Source organism: Flagellimonas abyssi (assembly GCF_019457905.1).
In the GTDB taxonomy this organism is placed as follows: domain Bacteria; phylum Bacteroidota; class Bacteroidia; order Flavobacteriales; family Flavobacteriaceae; genus Flagellimonas; species Flagellimonas abyssi.
The window spans coordinates 128,601-143,566 of sequence record NZ_JAHZSV010000013.1; the positions used below are offsets into that span (position 1 = coordinate 128,601).

Here is a 14,966-nt window from a genome sequence, read left to right on the forward strand (position 1 = left end):
TCTACCACATCACTTATCAATGAGCATCTTCTTTTAGGTAGGACTTAAAGTTCTCTTTGAAACGATTCAACCTAGGAATCGAAACATTTCTGATATAACTGTTGTTCGGATTACGTTTTTCGTAGTCCTGATGATATGCTTCAGCTTTATAAAATTTTTCAAAAGGAGTCACCTCGGTAACTATAGCGCGGTCACCATATACATTTTCGGACCTAAGTTTATCCATGTAATCCAAAATGATCTTTTTTTCCTTGTCGTTTTTATAAAAGGCAATGGAACGATATTGGGCACCGCGGTCGGGCCCTTGACGGTTTAGGGTCGTGGGGTCGTGGGAACCAAAAAATACTTGGACCAATTGGGTAAAGGATATCACATCAGGGTCATAGAATACCTCTACCGCTTCTGCATGGTTCGTCCTGCCATAGGAAACTTCTTCGTAGGTAGGGTTCTTTTCCGCGCCTCCAGAGTATCCAGAATATACTTCTTTAACGCCTTTTACGCTTTCAAAAATAGCTTCCACGCACCAAAAGCATCCGCTGGCAAAATAAGCCGTCTCGTATTTTTGGAGTTGTTCCTCGCTCATTTTCCCCGCCATTTGGGTGTCCGATTCTTCTGTTTGGGCAACTTCTTGCTTGTCGGATTTGTTTTTGGGTTGGCAACTTATGGATGCCATTAGGAGTAGAATTAAAAATGGAGTTCTCACGATTTTCATTTTAGTTTCTTGTTTAGTAGTAATAAGATACCAACAATTACTTGGATGGCCGTTAAAAAATGTTAATCATCCTTCTTAAAGATGAAATACCTCCTTCCTATGTTTCAAATTGACAAATGTCAATTTTAGCCATTTTTCTTACATAAACTCAAAAAAACTAGTCTTTTTCTTACAAACAAATTATTGCTGTTCAGTAGGTTACAGATGAACTGCAAAGCGGATTATCGATGAAATGCACATGCCTTCGTTATGCTGTTTTCAGGTTCAAAAACGCTCATCGAGGATAAAATGCACTTCACCCGAAAAAAATTTATTCACCGAAAGAAAGGTGTCATTGAGCGAGGGAAATCGATTTGACCTTGTTCGTGAAAGTAATTTTACATCGTTAAACAATCAGAACAATGAAGACAATTTTCACCATTATCGCAGTAACTTTTTTCGGAACCATGGCTTTTGCCCAAAATGCTCCCAAAGAAACTAAAGTTGATACCCTTACTGTTGGTGTTGAGTTGAAAATCGAAATCAACCATACAATCAGAAAGGATAGAAAAACAGCTAGATTGTACAAGTTTAAAAACTCCAAAATCAAAAAAGAGCTTACTTTTAAAACAAAGAACGATAAGTCAAAATTGGCTTAATTATGATGTTGGATATGTTGATACCTTTTGTGTTGTCGTTAAGTATCGCCTTTGTTTTGGCAAGTATAGCCTTCTCTTTCAGGGAAAGAAAACTATAGAAGTTTAAGTTTATATTGGAAATAGGTAGGAATGGTCGGTGTAAGCCGACCTTTTCATTTCTGCCAAATCTTACTTGTTCTACTGATCCACAGAGTTGAACTGTTCTATCACTTCTTCAAACTCTATAGTGTAGTGGGTTCCTTTTTTGGCATAGTCCCTGGTAATAGAGCCTCTTAGTTGTCGTGCAAGGTTGTAGATGAGTTTTAATCCAAGTGAGTTGGATGTTTTTGGATTTATTTCCTCGGAATAACCAATTCCGTTATCCCCAAGGTGCATTCTGTACCGATTGTCATCAATTTTTTCTACAGAAACATGGATTTCACCATTTTGGACTTCTGCAATTCCATACTTTAGTGCGTTGGTAATGGTTTCATTGATGATCAGGCCCAAGGGAATCACCGTGTCAATGCTCAACTTGTAATTGTTGATATCCAGATTGACCTTTACATCGTTCACGCTGCCTTTTACGGACCTAACCAAATAGTCGCACAACTCCTGAACGTATGGTTTTAGCTCTATTTTGGATAGATAATCATCACGCTTGTAGAGCATTTCATGTACCATTGCCATGGATACCACCCTATTTTGGCTACTTTTGATGATGTTACTGATTTTACTATCGTCAATAGACCTAGATTGTAGGCTCAGTAAGCTCGAAACTGTCTGTAAGTTATTTTTCACGCGATGGTGTACCTCTTTCAGCAGTATCTCTTTTTCATCTATACGCTCCTGAATCTCATTACGGGATTTGTACAACCTATGGTGGGCACTTAAAAGATTTTTACCAAATACCCCTCCCAACAAGTATACAGCGAACATGGCGCTCAAGTAAGCAAACCAATCGCGCGATTCTAAAGGGATTGTATTTTCAGATATTTTAAAATCACCTGTATCGTATAGGAAAAGCAAGGTGAGAACGGCCAAATTCAGTATGAGGTACAATTGGCCAAATACTTTTGTGGTCACATAACCGGCAAACACTATTATCGCCAAAACAAAAACGAACGGGCTGTCTATACCGCCGCTGTAGAGGGTAATCACAATTGCGCCGAACATAGACAAAATGGAGGTCAGGTTATAGGTGAGCACCAATTTTTCATGTTGCTTGTACAGCAATGTATTTATCAGATTTATGATTGCATAGCCCCAAAAGGTATATGGAACAATGCCATCTATACCCAAAAAGAAGTAGCATACCAATCCAAAGATGGCAGCAAAGAAGGAAGAATTGTAATTTACCTTTAGTATCAAAGTAATCTTATCTTGTATCCTATATGTATCCTTACCAGGACTTTTCATATGCTGCGCGTGAATATCCCTCTATCATAAAAAGGTTGAATCGGTATAATAGAGTAGCTTTATGGGGTGTTTTACGATGTAAATCTAACTATGTTTTTGATATAAAAAAAGTGGCAGCTTTAATAACTACCACTTTATACTTGCTATAAGGTTTGGATTAGTCGTTCACCAAAACCCACTCTCCTTTGTCTATAAGGGGTTCGGCCTGTTTAAACTTGACTGTCTTGCTCTCACCGGACATTACATTTTTAATGGTAACCCTTTCGTTTCTTCCAATTTTCGGTTTTTCCCGAATAATGGTTTCTGTTACTTGAGGTCGCTGTCCCTGGGTTTGGCCTGCAGCTCTGTTCTGTGCGGCCAACTCATCGCTGTTCGGTATTTCCTCTTTAGAAGTCTGAATATTCTCCTTTGGTCTGCGAACGTTCCTGGCCTCTTGGATTTGAGCAGTGTTTTCGGAAGGTAATTCTCCTTTGAACAAGAACGATATTACTTCGCGGTTTACCTTGTCGATCATTTCCTTGAAAAGCTCAAAAGCTTCGAACTTATAGATCAATAATGGGTCTTTTTGCTCGTGAACAGCCAATTGAACGGACTGTTTCAATTCGTCCATTTTACGCAAATGCGTTTTCCAAGAATCGTCGATGATTGCCAGTGTGATGTTCTTCTCAAAATCCGTGATCAACTGTTTTCCATCGGTATTGTACGCCTTTTCCAAATTGGTCACAACGTTCAAGGACTTGATGCCGTCCGTAAATGGAACTACGATGCGCTCAAACTTGTTGGTCTGATCTTCATAAACCTTTTTGATGACCTGGAAGGCAACCGTGGCACTACGTTCCATTTTTTCTTTGTAGTACTTGTAAGCTTCGTCGTTGACTTTATTGGCAATCTGTTGAAAGCTCATTTTCTTGAATTCTTCTTCATCAATAGGTGAGGTGATGGAGAAATATTTGATGAGCTCGAACTCAAAGTTCTTGAAATCATCGGCCATTTTATTGGTTTCGGCAATGGCTTCAGAAGTATCATAGATCATATTGGCGATGTCCACTTTTAGGCGTTCACCTTCCAATGCGTGTCTTCTTCTTTTGTAGATTACCTCCCGTTGGGCATTCATAACATCATCATACTCCAACAAACGCTTACGAATACCAAAGTTGTTCTCCTCTACTTTTTTCTGAGCACGTTCAATGGATTTGGTCATCATGGAGTGCTGTATCACTTCACCATCTTCCAAGCCCATGCGGTCCATCATTTTGGCAACTCGGTCGGAACCGAACAAACGCATCAGGTTGTCTTCCAAAGAAACATAGAATTGGGAGCTTCCAGGGTCTCCCTGACGTCCGGAACGCCCTCTCAACTGCCTGTCCACACGTCGGGAATCGTGGCGCTCAGTACCAATAATGGCCAAACCACCTGCTTCTTTTACCTCAGGGGATAATTTAATATCGGTACCCCTACCGGCCATGTTGGTTGCAATGGTAACAATACCGCCTTTACCGGCTTCGGCAACAATATCCGCCTCTTTTTTATGAAGCTTCGCGTTCAAAACATTGTGAGGAACCTTGCGGACACTCAACAATTTGGATAATAATTCCGAAATTTCAACGGAAGTGGTACCAATCAATACAGGTCTGCCCGATTGAGATAGTTTCGTAACCTCTTCGATGATGGCATTGTATTTTTCCCGTTTGGTCTTGTAGATCAAATCTTGTCTATCGTCACGAGCAATGGGCCTATTGGTTGGAATTTCCATTACATCCAACTCGTAGATTTCCCAAAATTCACCTGCTTCCGTTACCGCTGTACCCGTCATTCCAGATAGCTTGCTGTACATTCTAAAGTAGTTCTGGAGGGTAACAGTTGCAAAAGTTTGGGTCATGGCCTCGATTTTTACGTTCTCCTTGGCCTCTATGGCTTGGTGAAGACCATCCGAGTACCTACGACCGTCCATGATACGACCTGTTTGCTCGTCCACGATCATTACCTTGTTGTTCATTACCACATACTCCACATCCTTTTCGAATAGGGTATATGCCTTCAACAACTGGGTCATAGTGTGTATGCGCTCGCTTTTAACGGCGAAATCCTTAAAGAGTTCTTCCTTGAGCTCCGCTTCTTTTTCAATCTCGAGGTTTTGGTTCTCGATTTTGGCAATTTCACTACCGATGTCGGGCATCACAAAAAATTCTTTGTCCTGATCGGTGGAAATGTATTCTACTCCTTTATCGGTAAGCTCTATTTGATTGTTTTTTTCATCGATTACGAACAATAGGTCTTCGTCCACTTTTGGCATTTCCCTATTATTGTCCTGCATATAGAAGTTTTCGGTCTTTTGAAGCAATTGCTTGACCCCTTCTTCACTCAAAAACTTGATGAGTGCCTTATTTTTTGGAAGCCCACGGTGTACTCGTAGTAACAAGAAGCCACCTTCTTTGGTATTTCCTTCTTTTATGAGTTTTTTGGCCTCGGCCAAGACTCCTGTCAGGTGCTGACGTTGTTGTTGAACAATATTGGACACCTGTGGTTTTAGTTCGTTGAACTCGTGGCGGTCTCCTTCGGGAACCGGACCAGAAATTATTAAAGGTGTACGGGCATCATCAATCAATACAGAATCCACCTCATCGACAATGGCATAGTGGTGCGGACGCTGTACCAAATCATCTGGGGTGTGCGCCATGTTATCGCGGAGGTAGTCAAAACCAAATTCATTGTTGGTTCCGTATGTGATATCGGCGTTGTAGGCTGCTCTTCTTCCGTCTGAATTGGGTCTGTGCTTGTCGATACAATCCACGGAAAGTCCATGAAACTCGAACAACGGAGCCATCCAAGCGCTATCCCTTTTGGCAAGGTAGTCGTTTACCGTTACCAAGTGTGCCCCCTTACCGGCCAATGCATTAAGATAGAGCGGGAGGGTTGCTACCAAAGTTTTACCTTCACCTGTCTGCATCTCGGCAATCTTACCTTGATGTAGCGCAATACCTCCGATAAGCTGCACATCGTAGTGCACCATATCCCAAGTTACTTCTTTTCCTGCGGCATCCCATGAGTTTTGCCAAACCGCTTTGTCACCTTCCAAGGAAACATAATCCTTGTCGCCGGAAAGTACTCTGTCAAATTCACTGGCAGTTACCGTTAAGGTTTCGTTGGCCGCAAATCGTTTTGCAGTTTCCTTTACAACGGCAAAGGCCTCGGGAAGGATATCTTCCAAAGTCTTTTCGGAAATTTTATAGGCTTCCTCATTGAGCTTGTCGATTTCGGAGTAGATTTCTTCGTTACGATCAATGTCGTTCGAATTTTCCACTTCTTCTTTTAGCGCAGCGATTTTATCGTTGATTTCTTTACAGTCTTCAGCAATTCTTGCTTTAAAAGATGCTGTTTTTTGTCTCAGTTCATCATGTGACAATCCTTCAAGTTGTTGCTCAAAGGATTTTATCTCTTTTACCAAAGGTTGTAGGGACTTTACATCCTTCTCCGATTTATCTCCTACGAAAACCTTAAGTACGGAATTAATAAAACTCATGAAATGTTTTTTCTTTTGATTGTCAAAAGCCGTTCCATTGATGGGATTAGGATGGAATTCTTCGGCTAGGCTGTCAAAATTACATAAAAAAAAGCCTCAAATGAGACTTTTTAACGTGGTTTGTGCTTTCGGATTTAATATTCATCCTCGTTCCAGAGATAGTCCTCTTCGGTGGGATAATCGGGCCAAATTTCTTCGATTGACTCGTATATCTCGCCTCCTTCTTCCTCCATCGATTGTAAATTTTCTACAACTTCCAACGGCGCTCCTGTTCGAATGGCGTAATCTATCAGTTCGTCTTTGGTTGCTGGCCAAGGCGCATCACTTAAATATGAAGCTAGTTCTAAAGTCCAGTACATAGTAACGGTTTGATTTTAAATTTTTTGCAAAAATAATTTTTAAACCCAATCTGCCAAGTAAAAACACCATTATTTAAAAATTATTTTATTGTTGACAAAACATTTAGGCTAAAAAAGCGATTTTGTCAGTCTAACTTCTCAGGAATCCACTTGACCTCTTCGGCATTTAAATCTTTGGACAATTTGCGTGCCAGAACAAACAAATAATCGGAAAGTCGGTTGATGTAGGATAAAACGTTCTCCGGCACCGGTTCATTCTCATGTAAATAGGAAATCATGCGCTCACCACGACGGCAAACTGTTCTGGCAATATGACAGTATGACACGGTGGTATGCCCTCCGGGGAGTATAAAATGTGTCATTTCTGGAAGGCTTTCGTTCATCTTGTCCATTTCCTGTTCCAAAAATTCAATATCTTCTGAGCTTATACGCGGAATTTTAAGTCTTTTGTCCTTTTTCGGCTCTGTTGCCAATATGGAACCGACGGTAAAAAGCTTTTCTTGGATAAGGCTAAGCGTTTTTTTGGAATGTTCATCCATATCCTGATCCCTCAAAAGTCCTAAGTGGGAGTTGAGTTCATCTATGGTGCCGTAACTTTCAATACGAACGTGGTGTTTAGGGACGCGTGTGCCCGTAAATAAAGAAGTGGTGCCCTTGTCCCCGGTTTTGGTATATATCTTCATTTTTTCAGTAGTCAGTAGTCAGTAGTTAGTAGTCAGTAGTTAGTAGTCAGTAGTCAGTAGTCAGGGATGCTTATCTGTATTTCTGGCTAATATTGTTCATTGTTCTTGTCGTGTTGGCGTTTGCCCTCCATAAACTTACGGGACTTTCGGCGTTTGGTTCCTTTTCTGTTTCTGAACAAAATAATCAGATAAATAAGCCCCAAAACGGCCAAAACATACCAAATGGTGTTGTCTGATGCTAGATTTTCCATAACCTAAAATTACCGTTTTAAATCCGAATCGTGAAATGTTCCTTTACCTGTTCCCTTCGGATGGAAATAAGGCCGCAATAATACATATCTATGCTTACGGTGATTTCTGGTAAGGCAATCAAATGTTTCCATTGGTCTAAAGTTCCCTTGTTTTTATACATGGAGCCAATCAAGATAAGACTGTCGTTGTGCAACTTTCCTTCATAGCATATTTTTTGAAATAACAGCATATCTATTTTATCCACATAAAGAAGGTCGACCGTGTTTTCTTCAAATTGGATATGAGGAAAATTCTGTTTGACCAATTCTTTGACTTCAGGAGTATTTTTAATGCTGACATTTTGAAAGCCAAAATAGCCGATGGTCTTGAGAAGTACATTGATGCTTTTGTTCTTATGTAACTTTTTTTTGGAATAAAGACATTTTGTGACGTACTGGTACACAAAAGGGGAGTGCACGCCATGCTGATTGGTGGATTTGGCTAAAAAAATTAGATATGAAATGAATCGGAACCACATTTTTATCCTTCTAAAATGGAAGAAAGCTCGAACCAGCGTTCTGTTTTTTCTTCGATGGCGTCGGTTACTTCTTTAAGTTCAATGGAAAGGTTGGCAATTTCGTCCCCATCTAGTTCAGGGTCGGTGAACTTATTCTGGAGCACTACTTTTTTCTCTTCCAGTTTTTGAATGTCCTTTTCCAATTGTTTGTATTCCTTTTGTTCCGAATAAGACAGTTTGCCGCTGCTGGTGTCCCGCCAATTGTTCTCGGTTTTTTCTGAAGAAGTGTTCTTGTTTTCGCGTTCCTCTAGTATTTTACTGCTCTCGTAGGTCCGGTAATCCGAGTAGTTGCCAGGAAAATCTTCAATAACACCTTCTCCACGGAACACAAATAAGTGATCCACGATTTTGTCCATAAAATAACGGTCGTGGGAGACCACGATCAAGCATCCGGGAAAATCCAACAAAAAGCTTTCCAAAACATTCAACGTAACAATGTCCAAATCGTTGGTAGGTTCATCCAGAATAAGGAAGTTCGGATTTTGAATGAGCACGGTACATAAATACAGTCGTTTACGTTCACCGCCGCTCAATTTTTCAACAAAATCGTATTGTTTTTTACGGTCGAAAAGAAACCGCTCCAGTAATTGCTGTGCGGATATTTGGCGTCCTTTCTTCAAAGGAATGAAATCACCAAATTCCCGAATGACATCGATTACTTTTTGCCCTTCTTTAACATGGATTCCTTTTTGTGTATAGTACCCGAACTTTACGGTATCACCGACCACTACTTTACCGCCCTCGACACCCTCTTGTTGGGTTATGATGTTCAAAAATGTGGATTTCCCCGTACCGTTTTTACCAATAATGCCAACACGTTCACCTTTGGTGAAGTTGTAGTCAAATTTGTTTAGGATGGTCTTATCGCCATAGGATTTTGAAATATTGTGCAGCTCCAAGATCTTGCTTCCCATCCGTTCCATGTTCAGCTCTAATTGTACCTCGTGCTCTTGGCGCCTTTGATGGGCCCGCTGTTTGATTTCGGCAAAATCATCAATACGGGATTTGGATTTTGTGGTACGGGCCTTGGGTTGTCTGCGCATCCAGTCCAATTCTTTTTTGTACAGCATTTTGGTCTTTTGCTGCTCCACGGCCTCACGTTCCATCCGGGCCTCCTTTTCACTCAGGTAATAGGAGTAATTGCCCTTGTAGGTATATAGTTGGTTGTTGTCCAGTTCCAATATCTCATTACAAACCCTATCCAAAAAATAGCGGTCGTGCGTAACCATAAACAGGGTGATGCTTTCCTTGGCGAAGTATGCTTCCAACCACTCGATCATTTCAAGGTCCAAGTGGTTGGTAGGCTCATCCAAGATCATCAAGTCGGGTTTGTTGAGGAGGGCGTTGGCCAGGGCCAATCGCTTTTTTTGTCCGCCTGAGAGGGTGCTCACTTTAGCATCGAGCTTGGAAAGCTGTAATTGAAAGAGGATTTGTTTGTACTGCGTTTCAAAATCCCAGGCATTGAGTCGGTCCATGGCCTCGAAGGCTTTTTGGTACTGCTCTGTATTCTCCGGGTTCTCAACTGCTTTTTCGTAGTTGGCAATTACTTTCAGAATTTCATTGTCGGTAGTAAAAATGGTCTCCTCAATGGTCAAGTTCGGGTTCAGGTCGGGTTCTTGCTCCAAAAAAGAGATTTTGATGCCTTTTCGGGTAGTTACTTGGCCTGTTTCGGAAGTATCCTTTCCCGACATGATATTGAGAATGGAGGTTTTGCCGCTTCCGTTTTTGGCAATAAGAGCAATCTTTTGGTCCTTGTTGATTCCAAAGGAAATATCGGAGAAGAGCACCAGCTCCCCATACGATTTTGATATGTTTTCGACCGTTAGTAAGTTCATGGGTATTGTTTGTGGGCCGATCTATAATTTGGAATACCTGATGATGTACAGGTATCGAATGGCCATCGTCAAAAGTAAAGGAATAAGGACAGGAGAAAAAATCTGGATCTTAATTATCCAAAGCAAAAGTACTATGCCCATTAACCCCAGAGCCGCCCACAGGTATTTTGGAGCCCATTGGGGTATTTTATCTTGAAAAACCAAGGCGAAAGCCACGATTGCGTTGGTTGGGAATGCCCATAAAATATTAAAATTATAAGGGGTGGATGTGTGGTCTGCTGCTACCCAGAGTAAGAATAGAAAGGTTCCTGCCAATCCTGTAATGAATAGTAGCGAAAAATCCAGCCAGCGGCTACGTGTCTTGTGTTTGTGATCAAAATAGGTGATGACGGCCGTAAAAGCCAAGAACATCAAAAACCAAAATAGGGGGGAGAGCGGAAAAAAACTTTTTTGGGTATGCTCGCTATAGTCTAAAATGGTACGCTCCCTTTTTACCAAAGGTTTTCCGTTCAAGGTGGTGTGCCGTAGCTGCTCCATAGCGTAATAAGGCAAAAACATATGTTCCTGAACCGTGGCCTTTCTGTCCACAGGCGAGCCAAAAGCGAGGTCAATACCAAACATGGACCATGTGTTTACATCCATAAACTGCCTTACCAGCTGGCGAAAAGTATATTGTTTCTCGAGATATGAACCATCAAAAACAATGGCTTCACCAAATTGTTCTTTTAAGATATCTCCCGTAATGCTGGAACAGTTGTTCAACAACGGGTCATATAGGTAATCCCTGTTTTCGGGCAGATAGTTTTCTTCAAAAAAAGCGAGGAGTTGGTTGCGTTGTTGTATGCTTAGGTCTAAAATTTGCTCTTTTACCCATCTTTTTTCCAATTCGTATTCGTAAAGGAATGCTTCAAAACTTCTACGAGAAAGGGAATAGATCATTCTGCCCTTGGTGAAATTTAGGTAAAAGTTTGGTTGATTGAAATCAAATGTCCCGTAATTATAGACTACATCTATTCCCAAAGAAGAATCTTGTACCCGGAAAGCACTGTGGCCAAAAGCGTAATAGAGTTCGTCGCCAGCCGCACAGGTGAGCAAGCTTACTTTAGAGTTTTCAGTGAGCTGCGGGGTCTGGGAAAATAGAAAGTTCCCAATGGCAAAGCAAAAAAATAATAAGTGCAGCTTTCTTTTCATTATGTATTTTATCAGAACAAATATCATAATAAAAACGACTCGGTCTACTATCCGTTGTACACAGTTTAATTTTTCCTTTATTTTTACGGAAATCTAATTTCATGAAGTCCTATATTCCCAATTTTTTAACCTTGCTCAATGTATTAAGTGGTTGTGTTGCCACGGTGTTCGCGGTGCTCAATCATTTAGAGTGGGCCGCGCTTTTTGTGTTTATCGGGATTTTCTTTGACTTTTTTGATGGTCTTGCTGCACGACTGCTTGGTGTACAGAGCGAAATAGGTGTGCAATTGGATTCCTTGGCCGATGTGATCACCAGTGGGCTGGTACCGGGTGTGGTTATGTTCCAATTGTTGAGCATGGCGGAACGCGGCGGTTGGAACCTTGGTTTCATTGGTCACGATGCAGAAATCACCCTGTTGCCTTTTGTGGGCTTTGCCATCACCTTGGCCTCTGCCTACAGATTGGCCAAATTTAATGTGGATGAGAATCAAGTCTCTTCTTTTGTAGGATTGCCAACACCGGCCAATGCTCTTTTGATTCTTTCGTTGCCCATGATTCTTCTGTATCATAATAACGATACATTGAGCAATATCATCCTTAACCCATGGTTTTTGGTGATTTTGACGGTTTTGAGCTCGTATTTGTTGAACTCGCCCATCAAACTTTTTGCTCTAAAGTTTAAAAATTGGGGTTTTAAAGATAACGGTATTCGCTATTTGTTTATCATTGGCAGCTTGGTATTGCTTTTGACCTTACGGTTTTTGGCTATACCGGTGATCATACTTTTTTATGTTTTGGCTTCTTTATTAATGCCATCCGAGAAGTAGATTTAAAAATCCAATTTCTTTTTACGTAGCTCAAAGTTTTGACCCAAGTAGACCTTTCTCACCATTTCATCCATGGCAAGTTCCTCGGGGATGCCAGCTTTGAGGATACCACCTTCGAACATAAGATAGGAGCGTTCGGTAATGGCCAAGGTTTCCTGAACATTGTGGTCGGTGATTAAAATACCGATGTTTTTGTTCTTCAACTGGGCCACGATTCGCTGAATATCCTCCACCGCTACGGGGTCGACCCCGGCAAAGGGTTCGTCCAAAAGAATAAATTTAGGGTCGGTGGCCAATGCACGTGCAATCTCAGTTCTACGACGTTCACCCCCTGAGAGCAGGTCGCCACGGTTTTTGCGGATATGTCCAAGACCGAACTCATCGATCAGGGACTCCATCTTCATATGTTGCTCCTTTTTACTCAATTTGGTAAGCTGCAACACACTCAGGATGTTTTTTTCAATGCTCAATTTTCGGAAAACCGATGCTTCTTGCGCTAAATAACCAATGCCATTCTGCGCCCTTTTGTACATGGGGAAACTGGTAATGTTCATATCATCCAGATAGATATTCCCGCCATTGGGTTTTATCAAACCAACGATCATATAGAAAGATGTGGTCTTCCCAGCTCCATTTGGACCTAGCAGTCCAACAATTTCGCCTTGGTTTACTTCTAGGGAAATTCCCTTAACAACTTTTCGGCCTCGGTAGGCCTTCATTATATTTTCTGCGCGTAGCTTCATAGGAATTTGCCAAAACTAAACATATTCTTTGTCTACCGAATGGTCTTTTGGATTTTTTTAAGCTTCGGTTTCTTCCAAGTCTTCCCAATATTCGTAGGCACGTCGCAAATGTGGGACTACAATAGTTCCGCCCACCAGGGTGGCGATGCCAAGGGTTTCCATTACCTCTTCCTTATTGGCACCGGCTTTTTTGGAGCTCTCCAAGTGATACTTTACACAATCGTCGCAACGGAGAACTGCGGAGGCTACCAGGCCTAGGAGCTCTTTGGTCTTTACGTCCAAAGCACCGGCCATATAGGCGTTGGTATCCAAGTTGAAAATCCGTTTGATGAGTTTGTTGTTCTCGGCAAGCAGCTTATCGTTCATCTTGGCACGATAGGCATTGAACTCTTCTACTTTATTTGGCATTTTTTCTAGCTTTCTCTTTTTTGGCTTCTTGTCTGACTACCATTCTGGAAATAAAAATACTTACCTGATACAATATAAGTACAGGAATACAGACAATGATTTGACTTGTTATATCCGGTGGTGTAATGATTGCGGACAGTATCAAGATTATTACCAAAGCTATCTTTCTGTATTTCTTCAGGATTTCTGGAGTTACCAACCCAACCTTGGTCAAAAAGAAAATAACGATGGGCAGTTCAAACATAATCCCACAAGCAATTACAGAAGCCCTTACCGTTCCAATGTAGGAAGCAAGGTCGATTTCGTTCAATACCTCTTTGCTTACTTGGTACGACCCCAAAAAGTTGATGGACAATGGTGCAACGATGTAATAACCGAAGAGTACGCCAAGGAAGAACAATCCTGAGGCCGTAATGATGAATCCTCTGGAATGCTTTCTTTCGTTTTCGTAAAGTCCTGGACTGATAAATTTCCATAATTCCCATAAAATATAAGGGAAGCCTAGAATAACCCCTGCCCAAATTGATGTCCAGATATGTGCGGAAAACTGTCCGGCCATCAACCTACTTTGAATGGTGAAGGGGATGGTGTCTCCACAGAATTCGGAATCCACTCCGAAGAATTTTCCAATATTGCAAAAGAACTGATAGGTCGGGAAATCCATGTTCTTGGGCCCGAACAATATTGTATCAAAAATAAAGCCCCTGAATACAAAGGCTACACAGGCAATGATCACAACTGCCAAAGTGGAACGTACCAGATGCCAACGTAATTCTTCCAAATGGTCCAAAAAGGACATTTCATCTGGACTTTTTCTCTCTTTTTTTGCCATTATAGGATTCCCTCGTTTATAAGGTTATGAATGTGGACCACGCCGGCATATTTGTCACCATCAAAGGCCAACAATTGCGATATGCTCTTTTCCTGTAACAGATTCAACGCTTTCACGGCCAAAGTGTCCACGTCTATCGTCTTAGGGTTCGAGGTCATAATGTCTTTCGCAGTAAGTCCACTTATATTATCGTATTTGCTCAACATTCTTCGTACATCGCCATCAGTTACTATGCCCACAACCTTTTCTTGGTCCAATACTGCCGTAGCACCGAGCATTTTTTCGGATATTTCCACAATTACATCTTTTACCTTGGCATTGATATCGACCTGTGGTTTTTGATTGTTGGCCACAATGTCGGCAACGCGCAAATATAACTTCTTTCCCAAAGCACCACCGGGGTGATATTTGGCAAAATCGGAACTGCTAAATCCCTTGAGTTCCAAAAGGCAAATGGCGAGGGCATCACCCATGGACATTTGTGCCGAGGTGCTGGTGGTAGGCGCCAAATTGTTGGGGCACGCTTCTTTCTCCACATAGGTGTTCAGTACAAAATCAGCCTGTTTGGCCAGAACGGATTCCATATTTCCTGTAATGCCGATGAGCTTATTTTTTCCAACTTTGATCAGGGGGAGCAATGCTTTTATCTCAGGGGTATTGCCGCTCTGGGATAGGCAGATGACCACATCGTTTTCTTGAATGGTTCCCAAATCACCATGAATGGCATCCGCCGCGTGCATAAAAATGGCAGGCGTTCCTGTGGAGTTCAATGTTGCTACAATTTTGGAGGCAACTATGGCACTTTTGCCGACCCCTGATACGATAACTCTTCCGTTGCACTGTAAAATGTGCTGTACGGCATGCGCAAACTGGTCGTCCAAAAGGCTAATCAAATTTGCTACGGCTTTGCTCTCGATTTCGAGAGTGCGTTTTGCTATGGATAAAATTGACTTAATGTCGCTCAAAGTATAATAATGTAATAAACCGATTAACTGATTGCATTCCTAAAAGA

Annotated in this window: 15 protein-coding genes; 2 read left to right on the forward strand and 13 right to left on the reverse strand. The window is 41.5% G+C overall.

Annotation, left to right across the window (positions count from 1 at the left end):
* Window positions 1–16: 16 nt before the first annotated feature.
* The gene (msrA, locus tag K1F36_RS11035) at window positions 17–712 is read right to left on the reverse strand and encodes a peptide-methionine (S)-S-oxide reductase MsrA (protein WP_220113869.1); all 696 of its coding nucleotides are present in this window, start codon (window positions 710–712) and stop codon (window positions 17–19) included.
* 401 nt (window positions 713–1,113) lie between these two features.
* On the opposite strand from msrA, the gene K1F36_RS11040 reads away from it, so the two are divergent.
* Window positions 1,114–1,350, forward strand: a complete 237-nt coding sequence (locus K1F36_RS11040; protein ID WP_207032411.1) for a hypothetical protein — start codon at window positions 1,114–1,116, stop codon at window positions 1,348–1,350.
* A gap of 177 nt (window positions 1,351–1,527) precedes the next feature.
* On the opposite strand, the gene K1F36_RS11045 is transcribed toward K1F36_RS11040, so the two are convergent.
* The 8 genes from K1F36_RS11045 to K1F36_RS11080 all read right to left on the reverse strand — a co-directional run bounded on the left by K1F36_RS11045 (window position 1,528) and on the right by K1F36_RS11080 (window position 11,144).
* Window positions 1,528–2,748, reverse strand: a complete 1,221-nt coding sequence (locus K1F36_RS11045; RefSeq protein ID WP_220113870.1) for a sensor histidine kinase — start codon at window positions 2,746–2,748, stop codon at window positions 1,528–1,530.
* A 157-nt stretch (window positions 2,749–2,905) separates the two neighbouring features.
* Entirely contained in the window at window positions 2,906–6,268 is a 3,363-nt protein-coding gene (secA, locus tag K1F36_RS11050) for a preprotein translocase subunit SecA (RefSeq protein WP_220113871.1), read from the reverse strand.
* A gap of 134 nt (window positions 6,269–6,402) precedes the next feature.
* The gene (locus K1F36_RS11055; RefSeq protein WP_013551418.1) at window positions 6,403–6,627 is read right to left on the reverse strand and encodes a DUF2795 domain-containing protein; all 225 of its coding nucleotides are present in this window, start codon (window positions 6,625–6,627) and stop codon (window positions 6,403–6,405) included.
* A gap of 125 nt (window positions 6,628–6,752) precedes the next feature.
* Complete coding sequence (locus tag K1F36_RS11060) at window positions 6,753–7,310, reverse strand: cob(I)yrinic acid a,c-diamide adenosyltransferase (RefSeq protein WP_220113872.1); 558 nt, start codon at window positions 7,308–7,310, stop codon at window positions 6,753–6,755.
* 86 nt (window positions 7,311–7,396) lie between these two features.
* Entirely contained in the window at window positions 7,397–7,561 is a 165-nt protein-coding gene (locus K1F36_RS11065) for a hypothetical protein (protein ID WP_220113873.1), read from the reverse strand.
* A gap of 17 nt (window positions 7,562–7,578) precedes the next feature.
* The gene (locus tag K1F36_RS11070) at window positions 7,579–8,019 is read right to left on the reverse strand and encodes a hypothetical protein (protein ID WP_220113874.1); all 441 of its coding nucleotides are present in this window, start codon (window positions 8,017–8,019) and stop codon (window positions 7,579–7,581) included.
* A 62-nt stretch (window positions 8,020–8,081) separates the two neighbouring features.
* Window positions 8,082–9,953, reverse strand: coding sequence for an ABC-F family ATP-binding cassette domain-containing protein (locus K1F36_RS11075; RefSeq protein ID WP_220113875.1), 1,872 nt, complete (start codon window positions 9,951–9,953; stop codon window positions 8,082–8,084).
* A 21-nt stretch (window positions 9,954–9,974) separates the two neighbouring features.
* The gene (locus K1F36_RS11080; RefSeq protein WP_258539027.1) at window positions 9,975–11,144 is read right to left on the reverse strand and encodes a lipoprotein N-acyltransferase Lnb domain-containing protein; all 1,170 of its coding nucleotides are present in this window, start codon (window positions 11,142–11,144) and stop codon (window positions 9,975–9,977) included.
* 101 nt (window positions 11,145–11,245) lie between these two features.
* Between K1F36_RS11080 and K1F36_RS11085 the strand changes: the two genes are divergently transcribed.
* A complete protein-coding gene (locus K1F36_RS11085; RefSeq protein ID WP_220113876.1) occupies window positions 11,246–11,971 on the forward strand; it encodes a CDP-alcohol phosphatidyltransferase family protein in 726 nt (241 codons plus the stop codon).
* A gap of 2 nt (window positions 11,972–11,973) precedes the next feature.
* Here K1F36_RS11085 and lptB read toward each other — a convergent pair whose 3' ends face one another.
* Genes lptB through K1F36_RS11105 form a run of 4 tightly spaced genes read right to left on the reverse strand, consistent with a single transcriptional unit; the run spans window position 11,974 to window position 14,919 of the window.
* Complete coding sequence (gene lptB / locus K1F36_RS11090) at window positions 11,974–12,714, reverse strand: LPS export ABC transporter ATP-binding protein (protein WP_220113877.1); 741 nt, start codon at window positions 12,712–12,714, stop codon at window positions 11,974–11,976.
* Window positions 12,715–12,771: 57 nt separating this feature from the next.
* A complete protein-coding gene (locus tag K1F36_RS11095) occupies window positions 12,772–13,122 on the reverse strand; it encodes a carboxymuconolactone decarboxylase family protein (RefSeq protein WP_207032398.1) in 351 nt (116 codons plus the stop codon).
* The gene (tatC, locus tag K1F36_RS11100) at window positions 13,112–13,954 is read right to left on the reverse strand and encodes a twin-arginine translocase subunit TatC (RefSeq protein WP_220113878.1); all 843 of its coding nucleotides are present in this window, start codon (window positions 13,952–13,954) and stop codon (window positions 13,112–13,114) included. The genes K1F36_RS11095 and tatC overlap by 11 nt, the downstream gene beginning before the upstream one ends.
* The gene (locus K1F36_RS11105; RefSeq protein WP_220113879.1) at window positions 13,954–14,919 is read right to left on the reverse strand and encodes a KpsF/GutQ family sugar-phosphate isomerase; all 966 of its coding nucleotides are present in this window, start codon (window positions 14,917–14,919) and stop codon (window positions 13,954–13,956) included. Before K1F36_RS11105 ends, tatC begins: the two co-directional genes overlap by 1 nt.
* Window positions 14,920–14,966: the final 47 nt, after the last annotated feature.